The sequence below is a fragment of the Burkholderia sp. KJ006 genome (genome assembly GCF_000262695.1).
Taxonomy (GTDB): domain Bacteria; phylum Pseudomonadota; class Gammaproteobacteria; order Burkholderiales; family Burkholderiaceae; genus Burkholderia; species Burkholderia vietnamiensis.
Map to the genome: position 1 here is coordinate 2,619,179 of NC_017920.1, position 18,665 is coordinate 2,637,843.

An 18,665-nucleotide genomic window follows, 5' to 3' on the forward strand; every position below is an offset into this window, starting at 1 on the left:
ATGATGGAGATGCTCAATTGGACATCGGGCGCCCCTCGGCGCCCACTGATGCGCGGAACAGCGGCTTTTTTCATTGCCGCGCTACCGCCCCACCCGCATCCCCCGCCCACCACCATCACGGCGAGCGCCCCGCGACTCACACCACCGCCGCCCCCCTCTGCACCTCCGTCCCTCCGGCCCGCCCCTTCCCGCGCCAGTTCTCCCCGCCCTCCAGCGACGGCGTCGCCTCGAACAGCTCCGCGATCCAGTCAGCGAACACGCGTACCTTCTGCGACAGATGCCGGTTGTGCGGATAAACGATCGAGATCGGCTTGGGCTTCGGATTGCACTCGGGCAGCACCTCCACCAGCGAGCCGTCGCGCAGATGCGGCAGCACCATGAACAGCGTCGGCTGGATCATCCCGAACCCTTCGAGGCCGCTCGTCACGTACGCATCCGAATCGTTCACGGTGACGGTGCCGGCCATCCGCACCTCGACCGGCTTGCCGTCGATCATGAACACCCACGGAATCGGACGCGCGCCGTGGCTCGCCCGGAAATTCACCGCATGATGGTCGGCCAGATCGGCGATCTCCTGCGGCTCGCCATGACGCGCCAGATAGTCGGGCGACGCGCAGGTCACGCGCTTGAGCATGCCGATCCGTCGCGCGACCATCGACGAATCCTCCAGCGGACCGACGCGGATCATGCAGTCGATCCCCTCCTCCACCGGATCCACATAGCGGTCGGACAGCCCGAGATCGAGCGCGATGTCGGGAAAGCGCTGCCGAAAGATCGACAGCGACGGCAACACCACACGCCGCCCGAGCGAGTTCGGCATATGCACGCGCAGCACGCCGCTCGGCTTGCGGTTGCCGGTCTGGAAGCTCGCATCGACTTCGGCGATCTCCGCGATGATCTTCATGCAGTGCTCGTAGTACGCCGCACCTTCCGGCGTCAGCGACAGCCGGCGCGTCGTCCGATGCATCAGGCGCACGCCGAGCAGCGCCTCGAGATTCTGGATGATCGTCGTCACCGACGCGCGCGGCATCGCGAGCGTGTCCGCCGCGCGCGTGAAGCTGTTCGCGTCGACCACGCGGGTGAAAACTTCCATTGCCTGAATGCGGTCCATGCTGCGCCCCTGTACGAATCGCCAACAGGACAGAATAGAGCGCCCACCGGCCGCGGCACAAGCCCCGGCCCATTGTTCCGCAAGCCCGAACAGTACGCGCCGCCTCGGCCTCAAAGTGCGCGACTTCCATGCGATTGCCTCGCATCGCACCCGACCACATCCGGTAATCGCATCGTGAGCATCCCGCCTCACCCCATCACCGCACGAAGCGCTCCCGATACCCCTGCGGCGACACACCGAGCACACGCACGAAACTGCGCCGCAGCGTCTCCTCCGACCCGAAGCCGCAGCGCGTGGCGATCCGCTTGATCGGCCAGTCGGTCTCGCCGAGCAGCCGTTGCGCCGCTTCGATCCGAATCTGTTCGACCGCCCGCGCGGGCGTGCGGCCGGTGCCCGCGCGATAGTGACGCACGAAGCTGCGCTCGCTCATGCTGACGCGCTCGGCAAGCGCGGGCACCGACAGATCGGCCGCGAGGTGTTCGGCGATCCACGCATGCAGTTCGCCGAAGCGGTCGTCGGTGCGCTGCATCGACAACATCGCGCTGAACTGCGCCTGCCCGCCCGGCCGCTTCAGGAACACGACGAGTTCGCGCGCGGCGTCGAGTGCGATCGCGCGCCCGAGGTCCTCCTCGACGAGCGCAAGCGCGAGATCGATGCCGGCCGTCACGCCGGCCGACGTCCACAGCGCGCCGTCGCGGATGAAGATCGGATCGGGCTCGACGCGCACGTTCGGATAGCGCGCGGCGAATTCGTCGCAACGCGCCCAGTGCGTGACGGCGCGCCGCCCGTCGAGCAGGCCGGCCTCCGCCAGCAGGAACGCACCGGTGCATACGGACGCGACGCGTCGCGCGTGCTGCGCCTGCCGGCGCACCCAGCGCACCGTGCGCGCATCCCGCGACGCCGCATGCACGCCCTTGCCGCCGGCGACGATCACCGTATCCGGCCGTCCGGCCGAGCGCAGCGAATCGGCCATCACGACGAGCCCGGCGGACGTCTCCACCGGCCCGCCATCGGCCGCCACGACGCGCGGCGCATAGGGCGCCGGTTGCCCGCGCTCCTGCGCGAGCTCGTTGACCGACGCAAACACCTGCAGCGGCCCGCTCACATCAAGCAACTGCGCACGAGGGAACGTGAGGACGACGATCGAACGGGGAGCGGCATGCATGGCGATTGGCTGAAAACGTGGGCGATATGGCAATTTCGCCAAACACTACGCGCCTAGAATCGATCTGTCCATCGTGCGCCGGCAGCGGCGCTTGTCCTTCTCTTCCGGAGTGTTCGCATGACCCTGCATATCGGCCTTCTCGTGTTTCCGGGCGTCCAGCAACTCGATCTCACCGGCCCGCACGACGTGCTGGCGTCACTGCCCGATGCGGCCGTCCATCTGGTCTGGAAATCGCGCGACACCGTCGCATCGAGCAGCGGCCTCGCGCTCGCGCCGACCTGCACGTTCGACGATTGCCCGCCGCTCGACGTGATCTGCGTGCCGGGCGGGATCGGCATCAACGAGTTGCTGCTCGATGCGCAGACGATCGCGTTCGTGCAGCAACGCGCGGCCACCGCGCGCTACGTCACGTCGGTGTGCACCGGCGCGCTGCTGCTCGGCGTGGCGGGCCTGCTGAAAGGCCGCCGCGCGACGACGCACTGGGCGTTTCACTCGTTGCTCGAACCGCTCGGCGCGGTGCCCGTGCGCGAACGCGTGGTACGCGACGGCAATCTGATCACCGGCGGCGGCGTGACGGCCGGCATCGATTTCGCGTTGACGATCGCGGCGGAACTCGCCGGCGTCGAAGAAGCGCAGTCGATTCAACTCGCGCTCGAATATGCGCCGGCCCCGCCGTTCGACGCGGGCTCGCCGGATACCGCGCCGGCGTCGGTCCTCGAGCGCGTGACGCAGCGCTCGGCGGCCGGCCTCGAAAAGCGCCGGCAGACGATCGACGCGGCATTGCGCGCGATGGCGCGATGGCGCGATAGTGCGATAGTGCGATAAACGCGTCGAATCCACGTCCTGATCCGAGGCCCGCACGGCCTCGTCGCTCCCTGCAAAATTCGAACCGCACCTGCGAACCCGTCGATGAACATCATCCGCAGCACGACCTTCACCGCTGCGCGCCCGTGGGGCGCGCTCGACATCGCGAACCTGAACGGCGTCACGGTCCGGCTGCACTGGACCGATCGGCCGTATCGTTGGCACGTGAACGACGGCGAGGAAGTGTTCGCGGTGCTCGACGGCCGCGTCGAGATGCGCTATCGCGAAGCCGGCATCGAACGCGCGACGGTGCTCGAAACGGGCGACCTGTTCCACGCGACGATCGGCACCGAACACGTCGCGCATCCGCTCGGCGAAGCGCGCATCCTCGTGATCGAATCCGCAGGCAGCGTTTGACCACGCACGCCGCGCCGGTTCGTCGGTCGCGGCTGGCCGGTTCAGATTGCGACGTGCCGCCACGGCGAGCGCATTCGCACGCAGCGTGCTGTAACACGCACGCGCGCTGCACCGAACACCCATCACCGGCGCCGCGTTCGCGCCGCCGCGCGCTCGCTCAGAAGAACAACGATACGCACAGCGCCGCGCCGCACAGATACGTACCGAACGCGCCGGTGAAGCGCACCGGATTGGGTCTGGCCATCGTCGGCCAGACAATCAATCCGACCACCAGCAGGCAGCGGCACACGGTCGCCGCGACGATCAGCGACAGGATCGCGCGAGACGGCGCATGCGCGCCGACATACAGGAACAGCACCGCGAGGAACGGCGCGTATTCGGCCGTGTTGCCGTGCGCGCGCACGACCTTGTGCAACCGGTCGGTCGGATCGGGCAGACATCCCGAACCCGTGGTGTGAAGAAAGCGCGACACCGACACGACGAGCCCGAGCCCGAACAACAGCAGCCCGAGAATCGCCGTACAAAAGAGCGCGACGGGATGGATCGACATGGTGGTCCTCGCCAATGCGGGCACGGCGGCACGGCGCCGCGGTCCGCCGATCGTACCGCAGCGGCGCCGCGCCACCCTTGCCGCAACCCGTAGTACCGTCGCGCGGCAACGGGATCGAACCCGATTTGTCGCCCGCGCCCCACGCACGGACGCGGTGCAGCGCGCCCGGCCGACGGCCCGCGCCGGGCACGTGCGTTGCATCCGCGCATCTCGGTAGTGAACACCCTTGGCAGCCCGCTGCGGAGGACTACACTAGTCCTTTATGAGGTGCGGCCGGAGCCTGCGCCTTCAGGGAGACGCCGCCATGAATCGGCCGCTGAATCGCATCCTGCCGCGCATGACCGGGAGTGCATCGGTCTGGACGTGGGTCAAGTGGTCTTTGCTGGCCGCGCTGCTGATCGCGATCGCGATCGTCGCCCGGCTGGTGATAACCGAGATCCAGACGTCGCGCCTGCAAGCGCACTACCTGTCGGAACTCACCCGCGACCTCAGCTACACGGTCGAGGCCGGCCCGAGCGACCACATCCGCTTCCCCGCCAACGGCCCGTACGACGAGCGCCTCGGCTACTCGATGATTCCCGCGTTTCAGCAACGGCTGCTCGCCCGCGGCTTCGTCGTCGGCAAGCAGGCCCGCGACTCGCAGCGGATGCTGTCGCTCGCCGATCGCGGGCTGTTCCTCCCGTATGAAGAGAAGGACCAGTCCGGGCTGATGCTGTTCGATTCGACCGGCGCGCCGCTGTTCGCGACCGTGTTCCCGCAACGCGTGTATGCCGATTTCGACGCGGTGCCGCGCGTGGTCGCCGACGCGCTGATGTTCATCGAGGATCGTTATCTGCTCGACCCGAACCAGCCGAACCGCAACCCGGCGATCGACTGGGGCCGCTTCAGCCGCGCGCTGGCGGACCAGGCGATGCACGTGGTCAACCGTCATCAGGCGCGCCCCGGCGGCAGCACGCTCGCGACGCAGATCGAGAAGTTCCGCCATTCGCCCGACGGCCGCACCGCGACGCCGCCCGAGAAGCTGCGGCAGATCGCGTCCGCGTCGGTGCTGGCGTACCTGAACGGCCCGCAGACGATGCTCGCGCGCCGCGCGATCCTGGTGCGCTATCTGAATTCGGTGCCGCTCGCGGCGCGCGCGCACGTGGGTGAAATCACCGGCATCGGCGACGGCCTCGCCGCGTGGTACGGCCGCGACTTCAACGACGTGAACCGGATCCTGTCCGCGCCGACCACCGGCGACAACGTCGACGCACAGGGCAAGGCGTTCCGCGAGGTGCTATCGCTGATCATCGCGCAACGCGCGCCGTCGTTCTTCCTGAATCGCGGCTATCCGGCGCTGCAGAAGCTGACCGACAGCTACCTGAGGCTGCTCGCGAACGGCGGCGTGATCTCGCCCGCGCTGCGCGACGCGGCGCTCGCCGCGTCGATCGAGCGCAGCGCGCCGCCGCCGGCCGCGCGCGTGCAGTCGTTCGTGTCGCGCAAGGCGGTGTCGTCGGCGCGCGCGTCTCTGTTGTCCGCGCTCGGCATCAGCGACCTGTACCAGCTCGATCAGCTCGATCTCGAAGCGACCAGCACGCTCGACAACGGCGTGCAGCAGGCGGTCGCCGAACGCCTCGCGCAGGCGTCGACGCGCGACGGCGCGCAGGCCGCCGGCCTGTACGGCTTCGAGATGCTCGCGCCGAAGGACGATCCGTCACACCTGACGTACAGCTTCACGCTGTACGAGCATCGCAACGGCGCGAACCTGCTGCGCGTGCAGACCGACAGCGTGAACCAGCCGTTCGACGTGAATCGCGGCGGCCGCATCAACCTCGGCTCGACGGCGAAGCTGCGCACGCTGATCACCTACCTGCAGATCGTGACCGAGCTGCATGCGCGCTACGGCGGCCTGTCGAACGCGCAGCTCGCGCAGGTGAAGCTCGATCCGCTCGACGGCTTGTCGCGCTGGGCCGTCGACTACCTGTCGCATACGCGCGAGCGCTCGCTGCAGGCGATGCTCGACGCGGCGGTCGAGCGCAAGTATTCGGCGAGCCCCGACGTGTTCTACACGGGCGGCGGCGCGCAGGTGTTCTCGAACTTCGAGAAGTCCGACAACGGCCGCATCCTCACGCTGCATACGGCGTTCGAGCATTCGGTGAACCTCGTGTTCGTGCGGCTGATGCGCGACATCGTGCACTACGAGATGCTGAAGGCGGCCGGCCCGTCGTCGTCGTGGCTCGGCGACCCCGAGCAGCGCAAGCGCTACCTCGCGCAATTCGTCGACGGCGAAAGCAAGGTCTACGTGAAGCGCTACTACACCCGCTATGCGGGCCAGGCGCCCGACGACGCGCTCGCGCTGATGTTGCGCGACGTGCGCAAGTCGCCGGCGAAGATCGCGACGGTGCTGCGCAGCGTCGCGCCGAACGAGCCGCGCGCGTGGTTCGATGCGCAGATGCGCGCGCAGTTGAAGGGCACGCCGGCCGCGACGCTGTCCGACGACGATCTCGCCGCGCTCTACGCGAAGTACGCGATCGACCGCTTCAACCTGAACGACCGCGGCTACATCGCGAGCGTCCATCCGCTCGCGCTGTGGACGCTCAACTATCTGCGCGCGCATCCGAACGCCTCGCTCGGCGACGTGCAGCGCGACAGCCGCGACGCGCGCGTCTACACCTACTCGTGGCTCTACAAGACGCGCTACCACGCGACCCAGGACCGGCGCATCCGCCACATGGTCGAGCTGCGCGCGTACGAAGAGATCACGAAGGCGTGGCGCGCGCTCGGCTACCCGTTCGCCGAAGTCACGCCGTCGTACGCGGCCGCGATCGGGGCATCGGGCGACCAGCCCGACGCGCTCGCGAAGCTGATCGGGCTGATCGCGAACGGCGGCCAAAAGGCGCCGACCGAGACGATCACGCGCCTCGATTTCGCGAAGGGCACGCCGTACGAAACCCGCTTCGTGCGCGCGGCCGCGCAACCGCAGCCGTTGCTGCCGCCGGAGATCGTCAACGTGGCGCACACGCTGCTGCGCGACGTGGTGCTGAACGGCACGGCACGGCGCCTCGCGGGCGGCTTCACGCTACCCGACGGCAAGACGCTCGAGGTGTACGGCAAGACGGGGACGGGCGACCAGCGCTTCAACGTGTACGCACGCGGCGCGCGGCTGATCGAATCGCGCAAGGTCAACCGCAGCGGCACGTTCGTGTTCGTGCTGGGCGACCGCTTCTTCGGCGTGCTGACCGCGACCGCGCACGAGCCGTACGCGGCGCGCTACGACTTCACGAGCGCGATGGCCGTGCAACTGCTGAAGTCGATGGCGCCGGCGCTCGCGCCGCTGATCGAGCGACCCGTGACCGCCGGCACGCGGACGGCCGGCGACGCACCGCAGGCCGAAACGCCGCAGCCGCTACCGTCGTGACGGCCGCGGCGCGTCGCGCGCCGGTGCCGAGCTGCGCCGCGCGCTTCAACGCGAGCGGCCGTCGTAATGCGTGACCGGCAGCACGTCGGGATCGACATCCTCGAGACACCGCACGTTGATGCAGACCATCTCGGTGCCGTTCGGATGCGTGGCCTCGGCGAAGGTGTGGATCCCGCAGCGCTTGCAGAAGCGATGCCGGATCATGTGCTGGTTGAACGTATAGGTGGCGAGGTTGTCGTCGGGCGTCGAGAACGTGACGTGAGCGCGCGGCACGAACCACAACAGCGCGCCCTTGCGCCGGCAGATCGAGCAATTGCAGGCCATCACGCCCTGCAGGTCGCCTTGCGCGTCGAACTTCACGTCGCCGCAATGACAGCTTCCGCGATACAGCATGGTGATCTCCGAAGCGGCACCGGCGCATCGACGCGTGCCGGCGGGACGCCGTCACGCGGATGCGCTCGAGCGAGCACAGTAGCGCGCCGCCACGCCGGCCGCAACGTACTGCGAGCCGCCGCGACGTCAATCGCGGCAGCCGCGACGAACGCGTCACATGACCGCGCCGACCGGCATTCCGCTCGCGACGAATCGGTCTGAACGCAGCGCGCGCAGCCGCCGACGGCGCGCCGGCGCGACCGCCCCGGCCGTCACGAGCGCTCGATGCGCGCGCGCGTCACCGCGAGCAGCGCGGCCATCGCGCGACGGGCGCCGTCCTCGTCGCGCCCGCGAATCGCATCGCTGACGGCCGTATGCTCGGCGAGCGACGCGTTGAACACGTGAGCGCGCCGCGCGTTCAGATGCAGCTGCGCCTCCAGCGTGCGGTCGATCAGCGCGCCGAGCGGCACCAGCAGCTCGTTGCCGCCGGCCTCGAGCACGCTCATGTGAAAGCGCAGGTCGGCGCGCACCCATTCGTCGACGTTGCGCGCCGCCGCCATCGCGCGCACCGCCGCCTCGATCGCGTCGAACCCGCCCGGCCCGTGCGCGCGGGCGGCCAGCGCGGCCGCATGCGGCTCGATCATCTCGCGCATCTCCTGCAGCTTCAGCGCGAACGCGATCGGCGGCGCGACACGCGCGTACCAGTCGAGCAGGTCGGCATCGAGCAGGTTCCATGCGCGACGCGGCCGCACGCGCGTGCCGACCTTCGGCCGCGATTCGACCAGCCCCTTCGACGTCAGCGTGCGCAGCGCCTCGCGCAACACCGTGCGGCTCACGCCGAACATCTCCATCAGGTCCGCCTCGCGCGGCAGCAGCGATTCGGGCGGATAGTCGCCGCGCAGGATCGCCGTCGCAAGCCGGAACGCCGTCTGTCCATGCAGGTCGCGTTGAATGATCGTTCTCCGTTGGGCGGGCAATGCGACGACTGCCCACTATCTGCACAATAGTGCTATTAATACTATTTTTTAGCACGCTACGCTAGGATCACCGTCATGTATTCGGCCGGCACCGCAATCGCACGGCGCGCCGGCCTCCTTCGGAGACTCGCGACATGAAAATCACCCGCCTCGAAACCTTCGTCGTCCCGCCGCGCTGGCTGTTCCTCAAGATCGAAACCGACGAAGGGATCGTCGGCTGGGGCGAGCCGATCGTCGAAGGACGCGCGCACACGGTCGAGGCCGCGGTGCAGGAACTCGCCGATTACCTGATCGGCAAGGACCCGCTGCTGATCGAGGATCACTGGCAGGTGATGTATCGCGCCGGGTTCTACCGCGGCGGCCCGATCACGATGAGCGCGATCGCCGGCGTCGATCAGGCGCTGTGGGACATCAAGGGCAAGCATCACGGCGTGCCCGTGCACGCGCTGCTCGGCGGCCAGGTGCGCGAGCGCATCAAGGTGTACTCGTGGATCGGCGGCGACCGCCCGAGCGACGTCGCGAACAACGCGCGCGCGGTCGTCGAGCGCGGCTTCAAGGCGGTGAAGATGAACGGCTCGGAGGAGCTGCAGATCGTCGACACCTACGACAAGGTCGAGCAGGTGATCGCGAACGTCGCGGCGGTGCGCGACGCGGTCGGCCCGCACGTCGGGATCGGCGTCGACTTCCACGGCCGCGTGCACAAGCCGATGGCGAAGGTGCTCGCGAAGGAGCTGGATCCGTACAAGCTGATGTTCATCGAGGAGCCGGTGCTGTCGGAGAACGCCGAAGCGCTGCGCGACATCGTGAACCAGACCAACACGCCGATCGCGCTCGGCGAGCGGCTCTACTCGCGCTGGGACTTCAAGCACATCCTCGCGGGCGGTTACGTCGACATCATCCAGCCCGACGCGTCGCACGCGGGCGGCATCACCGAGTGCCGCAAGATCGCGACGCTCGCGGAAAGCTACGACGTCGCGCTCGCGCTGCACTGCCCGCTCGGCCCGATCGCGCTGGCCGCGTGCCTGCAGCTCGATGCGGTCAGCTACAACGCGTTCATCCAGGAACAGAGCCTCGGCATCCATTACAACCAGGGCAACGACCTGCTCGACTATCTGCGCAATCCCGAGGTGTTCCGCTACGACGACGGCTTCGTCGCGATCCCGCAAGGGCCGGGGCTCGGCATCGACGTCAACGAGGAGAAGGTGCGCGAAATGGCGAAGACGGGCCACCGCTGGCGCAACCCGGTATGGCGCCACAGCGACGGCAGCGTCGCCGAGTGGTGAAGCAAGGCGGCACTCGCGGCGCGGTGCGCCCGCCGCGAGCCGCATGCGAGACGGCCGCCCGAACGGGCGGCCGTCGTTGCATCTGCGCCGTGCGCGGGCCGCGCGCGCCGCTGCGCCGAACTGCGGTCAGCCCAGCGCCGCAAAGCCCGGCACGCTGAACGACAGCACCGCGGCCGCGACGAACACGCCGATCATCAGCAGCGCCTCGAGATGCAGGATGTTGCGGAACGTATGCGCGTCTTCGGTCGACGCGGTGCGGCGCAGCCGCGGCAACGCGGAGAAGCGGTTCAGGCCGCCGAGCACCAGCGCGAGCGCGACCAGCAGCAGCTTGAGCAGCAGCACGCGCCCCCACGTGCTGCCGTCGAGCGGCGCGAGCGAGCCGCCGAGCCCGCGCAGCGCGTTGAGCACGCCGGTGCCGAGCACGAACACCACCGCGATCGTCGACGTGCGCGACAGCTGCTGGCCGATCCGGATCAGCGCGCCGCGCGCGACCGACGAGCCGAGCGTCGGCAGCACCGCGAGCCCGCCCGCCAGCACGAGGCCGCCCCACACCGCGGTCGCGAGCAGATGCAGCGTCTGCACGCCGACCGCCGCCGACAGCGCGCCCGTGTCGGCCGCATGGCCGAGCGACGCCTTGCCGGCCGCGATCGCGATGACGGCGAGCCACAGCACCGCGTGCGCGAGCGGGCCGTCCGGTTTGGCAAGCGCGACGATCGCCAGCACGACGGCGCCCGCGAACGCCACGCTCCACGCGAAGCCGACGTGGGTCTGCGCGAGCACCTTCGGCAGCGCGCCGAATGCGCCGCCGAGCCCCGTGCCGCTCATCGACGCGGCCTCGTACAGCAGCCAGCCGAGATCGGCGAGCACGAGCGCCAGCGCGGCCGCGACGAGCGAATGTTGCGCGCGCAGCCATGCGGGGTGCGACGGCGCGACGACCGGCCGCGCGCCGTCCTTGCCGAGCCACGCCTTGAGCAGCGCCGAGCCGGCCGCCATCGCGAAGGTCGCGTCCATCAACGCCGCCAGCGCGACCTGCCCGATCCACAGACTGTCGAACCTCGTCATGCGCGACCTCCGCGAAACGGGCTGCGGGCGATACGGCTGCGAATGCAACGACAGGGAGAAGACGGCAACGGCACGGTAACGAACGTCATCGATGAATCCGGAAACGGGAGAAATGACTGGATCAGCGGCGGAGGCGGCGCCGCGCGACCCGCGAGTGTACGGTCTTCGACGGCCAACGCGCACGCCGGTTCAGACTGCGACCATATAAAGCGCGTCAAATTGTCGCAAGTCGCAAACAGGCAGGAACCGACGTCCTTTTGCCAAATAGCCGTCATTACCCATCGGTGATAGAATGCCGCGTCGCAGCAGCCCGGCTGTCCTGCCGTCCATGCGCCGAGCCGATCGTAGCCCGGACAGGTCCCCGACGAATAAACATGGAGTCTCGTGTGTCTTCAAGACGCCTCTTCCGTCCGCTGCTCGCCGTTCTGTTGATCGGCGGCGCGGGCCTTACGAGCGCTGCCCAAGCGCAGACCAAGCCCACGGAGCAAGCGCACGCGCAGCAGGCGCCGCTCAAGGCACCCGATACGATGGCCGAGCGCGTGCGCGGCTGTACCGCATGCCACGGCGTCCACGGCCAGGGCACCGACAACGACTACTTCCCGCGGCTTGCCGGCAAGCCGGCCGAGTACCTGTACAACCAGCTCGTCAACTTCCGTGACGGCCGGCGCAAGTACCCGCCGATGAACTACCTGCTGACGTACCTGAACGACGACTACTTGAAAGAGATCGCCGAGCACTTCTCGGCCGAGCGTCCGCCGTATCCGACGCCGGCCAAGCCGACGCTGCCGGCCGCCACGCTCGCGCGCGGCAAGCAACTCGTGATGCAAGGCGATCCGTCGCGCAAGCTGCCGGCCTGCGTGGCCTGCCACGGCGCGGGCCTGACCGGCATGCAGCCGGCGATCCCGGGTCTCGTCGGTCTGCACGCCGATTACCTGAGCGCACAGCTCGGCGCATGGCGCTCGGGCAACCGTCGCGCGAAGGCGCCCGACTGCATGCACGAGATCGCGTCGAAGCTGTCCGACGAAGACGTGACGGCCGTGACCGCGTGGCTCGCCGCACAACCGGCGCCCGCCAACCCCGTGCCGGCTCCGGCGCGTTCGATGAAGACTCCGCTCGCCTGCGGCAGCGAACCGCAATAAGGCAAGGGAGACAGACACAATGAAACGCAAGTCCCTGTTTGCACTCTCGGCCGTCGCGATCGTCGCGGCTGCCGCTCTCGTGCCCGTCCTGTGGCCCGGCAACGATACGCTGCACGGCGCTGCCGCCGTCGCCGCAACGCCGGCCGACCAGGCCGCGCTGATCAAGAAGGGCGAATACCTCGCGCGCGTCGGCGACTGTATCGCGTGCCACACGGTGCGCGGCGGCAAGCCGTTCGCCGGCGGCCTGCCGATGGCGACGCCGTTCGGCACGATGTACACGCCGAACATCACGCCGGACGACAAGGACGGCATCGGCAAGTGGACGTCGGACGACTTCTATCGCGCGATGCACACCGGCCGTTCGAAGGACGGCAGCCTGCTCTACCCCGGCTTCCCGTTCGCGAGCTACACGAAGGTCACGCGTGCCGATTCGGACGCGATCTACGCGTACCTGCGCTCGGTCGCGCCGGTGTCGGTACCGAGCCGTCCGCACGAACTGAAGTTCCCGTTCAACAACCGCAACCTGCTGATCGGCTGGCGCACGCTGTTCTTCAAGGAAGGCGAATACAAGCCGGATCCGACCAAGTCGGTCGAATGGAATCGCGGCGCCTACCTCGTCGAAGGCCTCGGCCACTGCTCGATGTGCCACACGTCGATCAACATGATGGGCGGCCCGGTGAACTCCGCGGCGTTCGCCGGCGGCCTGATCCCGCTGCAGAACTGGTACGCGCCGTCGCTGACGAACGACAAGGAACTCGGCCTCGGCGACTGGCACGTGCAGGAGCTGTCCGACCTGCTGCAGGCCGGCGTGTCGCACCAGGGCGCGGTGTTCGGCCCGATGGCCGACGTCGTGCACAACAGCCTTCAGTACATGACCGACGAAGATACGCGCGCGATGTCGACGTACCTGAAGTCGATCCCGCAGAAGGCCGAAGCGCCGAAGAACATGCAATACGAGCCGTCGAAGCAGTTCGGCAACGCGCTGTTCGACCAGGGCAAGAAGATCTACGCCGACAACTGCGCGACCTGCCACGCCGAAAACGGCGCGGGCAAGCCGCCGGCCTATCCGCCGCTCGCGGGCAACCATTCGATCGTGATGGAATCGGCAGTCAACCCGATCCGCATGGTGCTGAATGGCGGCTATCCGCCGAGCACGTTCAAGAATCCGCGTCCGTACGGGATGCCGCCGTTCGCGCAATCGCTGTCGAACCAGGAAGTCGCGGCGGTCGTCACGTATATCCGGATGTCGTGGGGCAACAACGGTACGCCGATCTCGCCGCAACAGGTGAGCGACCTGCGTTCCGCGCCGCTTGACTAAATAACGCGCGACACAGACGGGGGCGCGGCTGCGGGAAACCGCAGCCGCGCCCCTTTGCTTTTGGCGACGTCACTTCCCCGCGCTGGCCGCGCGAGGCGTCGCCGATCATAAAACTCAAGAGTGGTATCTATGTCTTTCGAATCTCTCGGCCTGGCCGAACCGCTCGTCAAGGCGGTCAACGAGCTCGGCTACACGTCGCCGACCCCGATCCAGCAGCAGGCGATCCCCGCCGTCCTCGGCGGCGGCGACCTGCTCGCCGGCGCACAAACCGGCACCGGCAAGACCGCCGGCTTCACGCTGCCGATCCTGCAGCGGCTGCATACCTTCTACACCGAGCATCGCGGCGCGAAGCGTGCGGTGCGCGCGCTGATCCTCACGCCGACGCGCGAACTCGCCGCCCAGGTCGAGGAAAGCGTGCGCGCGTACAGCAAGTACGTGAAGCTGCGCTCGACCGTGATGTTCGGCGGCGTCAGCATCAATCCGCAGATCGACGCGCTCAAGCGCGGCGTCGACATCGTCGTCGCGACGCCGGGCCGTCTGCTCGACCACATGCAGCAGAAGACGATCGACCTGTCGGATCTCGACATCCTCGTGCTCGACGAAGCGGACCGGATGCTCGACATGGGCTTCATCCACGACATCAAGCGCGTGCTCGCGAAGCTGCCGCCGCGGCGTCAGAACCTGCTGTTCTCGGCGACCTTCTCCGACGAGATCAAGGCGCTCGCCGACAGCCTGCTCGATTCGCCGGCGCTGATCGAAGTCGCACGCCGCAACACGACCGCGGAAACCGTCGCGCAGAAGATCCACCCGGTCGATCGCGATCGCAAGCGCGAGCTGCTCACGCATCTGATCCGCGAGCACAACTGGTTCCAGGTGCTCGTGTTCACGCGCACCAAGCACGGCGCGAACCGGCTCGCCGAGCAGTTGACGAAGGACGGCATCAGCGCGATGGCGATCCACGGCAACAAGAGCCAGTCGGCCCGCACGCGCGCGCTGGCCGAGTTCAAGAACAACACGCTGCAGGTGCTCGTCGCGACCGACATCGCCGCGCGCGGGATCGACATCGACCAGTTGCCGCACGTCGTCAACTTCGACCTGCCGAACGTGCCGGAAGACTACGTGCACCGCATCGGCCGCACGGGCCGCGCGGGCGCGACCGGCGAAGCGGTGTCGCTGGTGTGCGTCGACGAGAAGCAGTTGCTGCGCGACATCGAGCGGCTGATCAAGCGCGAGATTCCGCAGGAAGTGATCGCGGGCTTCGAACCCGATCCGAACGTCAAGCCGGAGCCGATCCAGCAGCGTCGCGGCCAGCAGCCGCGCGGCGGCGGCAACGGTGGCGGCGGTGGCGGCGGCGGTGGGAATCGTCAGCCGCGTGCGGGCGGCTCAGGCCAGGCCGGCGCGAAGCGCGACGCCAACGCGCAGCCGAAGGCCGCGAAGGCGGCCAAGCCGCGCGCGGCCGGCGGTGCGAGCGGTAACGCCAACGGCGGCGGCCGCCCGGCCGGCGGCGGCAACGGCGCACGTCCCGCCAACGGCAATGCCGCGCACCCGAACCGCAACCGTTCGTCGCGCAGCGGCCAGCGCGGTCACTGAAGCCGCGCGGCCGCGCGCCGCAGGTGCTCGATCTGGCGTTGCCAGCGCGCGAGCACCTCGGCGCGCGTCTCCCCTTCCAGCGCGAACGTGACACCCGTCGCGAGACGCGCATAGCCGACCCGCTGCGCATCGCCGTGTGCGATCGTCGCAGCGAATCCGCGCAAGCCGCCGACATCCGCGTCGAGCGGTTCGATACTCAGTTGTGCCTGAAAGAACGCGCCGTCGGCGACGAGCGTCAGCGCGGCCGCGCGCCGCTGCGCGAGCGCGCGCGCCGCACGCGATTGCGGCCATAGCGCGAGCAGCAGCGTGTGTGCGTCGCGTGCGAAGATCTCGCCCGCGCTCAGCAGCGTCGTGCGCAGCTGGCCGTCGTCGGTCGCGACGAGCAGCGACGCCGCAACGTCGGCATGGCGCTCGAGCGCGGTGCCGTCGAACAGCGAGACGACGGCCGGTGGCCACGCGTCGAACGTCCATTGTTCGAGCGCGTGGCGATGGGTATCGGTCATGATGGCGGGCCCGGTGGAAAGCGAAACACGAGGCGACAGCATACGCGCGACGGGCCGCGCCGGGGGCTCAGCGCATGAACACGTGCCGCGTGATCTTGGTGAGCGGATAGTGGACGCTCGGCTGGATCTTCGCGGGCAGGTCGAGCGGCTTGAGCAGCATCTTCACGCACATGTCGGCCGACAGATTGCGCCGCACGAGCGAGCTGATGCGTGCGGCGCGCTCGCGGTTGTACTGATCGTCGCCGACGCGATCGGGATAGCGCACCGCGAACACGTGGCGCAGCGCGATCTCGGAGTCCTCGTTCTTGATCTCCATCACGCGGCGCATCAGCGCACCGAGCACCGCGAGCCGGCCGTTTCCTTCGAGCTTGTTGTACTTCTTGAAGAACTTGAAGAAGTGCTTGTAGTGGCGCACTTCGTCCGAGCGGATGTTGTCGGTGATTTCCTTCAGCACGGGCTCGTCCGAGCATTCGTTGATCGCGCGATAGAGCGTGGCCGTGCCCGTCTCGACGACGCAGCGCGCGACCATCTCGAGCGCGCGGGTTTTCTCGAACGCGTCGACCGAGCAGGTCTTCGAATACTCGGCGAAGAAATTCGCGAACGCGGTATCCCAGTCGAACTCGGGCCACACGTGCGCGATGTACGCCTTCAGCGCGCGCCCGTGCTGCAATTCTTCGTGCTCCCACGCACTGTTGAGCCACGCGGATACTTCCGGATCGTCGTTGAAGAACTCGCTCAGATTGCTCGTGTAGAGATCCGAGCCGCTTTCGATGAACGACGACGCGCACAACAGCAGCAGCAGATCCTCGTTCGCGGCGGCACGCTGACGATCGATCCGGTTCAGATCGATGTCCTCGATACGCCACGGCATGACATGCGTCGTTTCAGTAGGCATGGTGTTGCGCTCCCAGTCGTCGCGCGGCGCGCCGGCCCTTCCCTTCGGCACCGGCCCGGCGCCCGCAGGCGACGTTTTGCTTGCATTTATAGTGACTTGGTCCGGCCGAACCATCCTGGCATCTTAGCCGGAGATTTATGTTCGTGCTTCAACCACTGACCGTACCCGGCGCGCGCAGTTCCACCCGCCATGTTGCGCTTCGTTAGACGGGTTCTTCGAACCCCGCACGTGCCACGACATGCGCCACGTCAAGCCGGCTGGTCGGCTGGTCGGCTGGTCGGCTGGTTGGCTGTTTTGCCGATCGCCCTCGGATCGGCGCCGCCGCCGACTGGAAGCGTTCCGTCAGAAACCGGCGGCGAGGCCGTCGCGGCGGCTGTCGCTCGCGGCCACGTAGCCGCGCTCGGGATCGTCGGGATCGAGGCGCCAGACGAACTGCCCGGAGCCGAAATCCATGTAAGGATCGTCGACCGACTTGATCGTATGGCCGCGCGCGGCGAGCGCGTCGACGGTCTGCCGGTTCATCGTCGCCTCGACGTCGAGCGTGAAGTCGCGGTTGACCTTCCAGCGCGGCGCGCAGCACGCGGCCTGCGGCTGCTGGTGGTAGCCGAGCATCCGCACGATGGTCTGCAGATGGCCTTGCGGCTGCATGTCGCCGCCCATCACGCCGAAGCTCATCACCGCCTCGGTGCGCCCGTCGACCTGCTCGGTGACGAACGCCGGGATGATCGTATGGAACGGCCGCTTGCCGCCCGCGACCACGTTCGGCGAGCGCGGATCCATCGAGAAGCCGTGCCCGCGGTTCTGCAGCGCAATGCCCGTGCCGGGCACGACGAGCCCCGACCCGAAGCCCATGTAGTTGGACTGAATGAAGCTCACCATCATCCCGCGCTCGTCCGCCGCCGACAGGTAGATCGTGCCGCCCGAATGCGGGCGGCCGGCCGCGAAGTGCGTCGCCCGCGTGCGGTCGATCAGCTTCGCGCGTTCGGCGAGATACGCGTCGTCGAGCATCTCGGCCGGCGTCACGTCCATCGCGCGCGGGTCGGCGACGTAGCGATAGACGTCCGCGAACGCGAGCTTCATCGCCTCGATCTGCAGATGCTGCGAATCGGCCGAATCGACGGGCCAGTCGGTCACGCCCACGTGCTCCGCGATGCCGAGCGCGATCAGCGCGGCGATGCCCTGCCCGTTCGGCGGAATCTCGTGGACCGTATGGCGACCGAAGCGCTTGCCGATCGGCTCGACCCATTCCGGCCGGTACGCGCGCAGGTCGGCCTCGGTCAGCGCGCCGCCGCCTTCGCGCGCGAACGCCGCGAGCCGCGCGGCGAGCGCGCCTTCGTAGAACGCGCGCGGCCCGTCGTGGGCGAGCGTGCGCAGCGTCTGCGCATGGCCCGGCAGGCACATGCGCTCGCCGACGAGCGGCGCGCGCCCGCGCGGCATGAAGGTCTGGGCGAAGCCCGGCAGCGCGTGCAGCTCGGGCACGGCGGCCGCCCATTTGTGCGCGACGATCGGCGACACCGAATAGCCGCGCTCCGCGAGCTCGATCGCCGGTTCGAGCAGATCGGCGAACGGCAGCGAGCCGAACTTCGCGTGCAGCGCTTCCCAGCCGGCGATCACGCCCGGCACCGTGACGGTGTCCCAGCCGCGCGTCGGCTGCTTGGCGATGCCGTGCGCGTCCTCGCCGTGACGCCGGCGGAAGTAGTCGGGATTCCACGCCGCCGGCGCGACGCCCGACGCGTTCAGGCCGGACAGCCGCTCGCCGTCCCATACGAGCGCGAACGCGTCGCCGCCGAGCCCGCACGACACCGGCTCGACCACCGTGATCGCGGCCGCGGCGGCCAGCGCCGCATCGACGGCGTTGCCGCCCTTCCACAGCATCCGCAGCCCGGCCTGCGCGGCGAGCGGATGCGACGTCGACACGACGTTGCGCGCGAATACGGGGATGCGGGTCGTCGGATACGGGTTGTGCCAGTCGAAGCCTGTCATGTCGGTTCCACCTCGTTGGAAGCTGGGATGAGCGCGCGGGGCGCGGGGTTCGGCCTCGGCTCGGGCTCGGACTCCGCTCGCGAGCCGTTCCAGCGCCGT

The 18,665-nt window shown here is 68.6% G+C and carries 16 protein-coding genes; 7 read left to right on the top strand and 9 right to left on the bottom strand.

The annotated features are described in order from the left end of the window. Positions 1-136: 136 nt before the first annotated feature. Complete coding sequence (locus tag MYA_RS11815; protein WP_014723586.1) at positions 137-1,111, bottom strand: LysR family transcriptional regulator; 975 nt, start codon at positions 1,109-1,111, stop codon at positions 137-139. Positions 1,112-1,307: 196 nt separating this feature from the next. Next, a complete protein-coding gene (locus MYA_RS11820; protein ID WP_014723587.1) occupies positions 1,308-2,276 on the bottom strand; it encodes a GlxA family transcriptional regulator in 969 nt (322 codons plus the stop codon). A gap of 117 nt (positions 2,277-2,393) precedes the next feature. Between MYA_RS11820 and MYA_RS11825 the strand changes: the two genes are divergently transcribed. Further along, positions 2,394-3,101, top strand: a complete 708-nt coding sequence (locus tag MYA_RS11825) for a DJ-1/PfpI family protein (RefSeq protein WP_014723588.1) — start codon at positions 2,394-2,396, stop codon at positions 3,099-3,101. A gap of 84 nt (positions 3,102-3,185) precedes the next feature. Next, positions 3,186-3,497 (top strand): cupin domain-containing protein, encoded by a 312-nt coding sequence (locus tag MYA_RS11830; protein ID WP_014723589.1) that lies wholly within the window; start codon positions 3,186-3,188, stop codon positions 3,495-3,497. Positions 3,498-3,654: 157 nt separating this feature from the next. Here MYA_RS11830 and MYA_RS11835 read toward each other — a convergent pair whose 3' ends face one another. Beyond that, positions 3,655-4,047 carry an MAPEG family protein gene (locus tag MYA_RS11835; protein WP_011885937.1) on the bottom strand — a complete coding sequence of 131 codons (393 nt, stop codon included), beginning with the start codon at positions 4,045-4,047 and terminating at the stop codon, positions 3,655-3,657. 304 nt (positions 4,048-4,351) lie between these two features. Here MYA_RS11835 and MYA_RS11840 point away from each other — a divergent pair, with 304 nt between their 5' ends. Then, positions 4,352-7,444, top strand: a complete 3,093-nt coding sequence (locus tag MYA_RS11840; protein ID WP_014723590.1) for a transglycosylase domain-containing protein — start codon at positions 4,352-4,354, stop codon at positions 7,442-7,444. A gap of 45 nt (positions 7,445-7,489) precedes the next feature. Here MYA_RS11840 and MYA_RS11845 read toward each other — a convergent pair whose 3' ends face one another. Further along, on the bottom strand, positions 7,490-7,837 hold the full coding sequence (locus tag MYA_RS11845) for a GFA family protein (RefSeq protein WP_014723591.1): 348 nt from the start codon (positions 7,835-7,837) through the stop codon (positions 7,490-7,492). Positions 7,838-8,088: 251 nt separating this feature from the next. Continuing rightward, positions 8,089-8,793: a FadR/GntR family transcriptional regulator gene (locus tag MYA_RS11850; protein WP_011885940.1), complete on the bottom strand. Its 705-nt coding sequence runs from the start codon at positions 8,791-8,793 to the stop codon at positions 8,089-8,091. Between the two features lie 134 nt (positions 8,794-8,927). On the opposite strand from MYA_RS11850, the gene dgoD reads away from it, so the two are divergent. Further along, positions 8,928-10,076, top strand: coding sequence for a galactonate dehydratase (gene dgoD, locus MYA_RS11855; protein WP_011885941.1), 1,149 nt, complete (start codon positions 8,928-8,930; stop codon positions 10,074-10,076). A gap of 126 nt (positions 10,077-10,202) precedes the next feature. Here the strand turns inward: dgoD and MYA_RS11860 are convergent, their stop codons facing one another. Then, positions 10,203-11,138 carry a copper resistance D family protein gene (locus tag MYA_RS11860; RefSeq protein WP_014723592.1) on the bottom strand — a complete coding sequence of 312 codons (936 nt, stop codon included), beginning with the start codon at positions 11,136-11,138 and terminating at the stop codon, positions 10,203-10,205. Between the two features lie 374 nt (positions 11,139-11,512). Between MYA_RS11860 and MYA_RS11865 the strand changes: the two genes are divergently transcribed. The 3 genes from MYA_RS11865 (at position 11,513) to MYA_RS11875 (ending at position 15,185) form a co-directional block, all read left to right on the top strand. After that, the gene (locus tag MYA_RS11865; protein ID WP_034192684.1) at positions 11,513-12,277 is read left to right on the top strand and encodes a c-type cytochrome; all 765 of its coding nucleotides are present in this window, start codon (positions 11,513-11,515) and stop codon (positions 12,275-12,277) included. A gap of 19 nt (positions 12,278-12,296) precedes the next feature. Continuing rightward, positions 12,297-13,595 carry a c-type cytochrome gene (locus tag MYA_RS11870; RefSeq protein ID WP_014723593.1) on the top strand — a complete coding sequence of 433 codons (1,299 nt, stop codon included), beginning with the start codon at positions 12,297-12,299 and terminating at the stop codon, positions 13,593-13,595. A gap of 129 nt (positions 13,596-13,724) precedes the next feature. Further along, positions 13,725-15,185 (top strand): DEAD/DEAH box helicase, encoded by a 1,461-nt coding sequence (locus MYA_RS11875; RefSeq protein WP_011885945.1) that lies wholly within the window; start codon positions 13,725-13,727, stop codon positions 15,183-15,185. Here MYA_RS11875 and MYA_RS11880 read toward each other — a convergent pair. The 3 genes from MYA_RS11880 to MYA_RS11890 all read right to left on the bottom strand — a co-directional run bounded on the left by MYA_RS11880 (position 15,179) and on the right by MYA_RS11890 (position 18,566). Further along, positions 15,179-15,688: a hypothetical protein gene (locus MYA_RS11880; protein WP_034192685.1), complete on the bottom strand. Its 510-nt coding sequence runs from the start codon at positions 15,686-15,688 to the stop codon at positions 15,179-15,181. The two genes, MYA_RS11875 and MYA_RS11880, sit on opposite strands and share 7 nt — an antisense overlap. Positions 15,689-15,755: 67 nt before the next feature. Continuing rightward, positions 15,756-16,583, bottom strand: a complete 828-nt coding sequence (locus MYA_RS11885; RefSeq protein WP_034192713.1) for a ferritin-like domain-containing protein — start codon at positions 16,581-16,583, stop codon at positions 15,756-15,758. A 342-nt stretch (positions 16,584-16,925) separates the two neighbouring features. After that, positions 16,926-18,566, bottom strand: a complete 1,641-nt coding sequence (locus tag MYA_RS11890) for a gamma-glutamyltransferase family protein (RefSeq protein ID WP_014723596.1) — start codon at positions 18,564-18,566, stop codon at positions 16,926-16,928. Between the last annotated feature and the right edge of the window lie 99 nt (positions 18,567-18,665).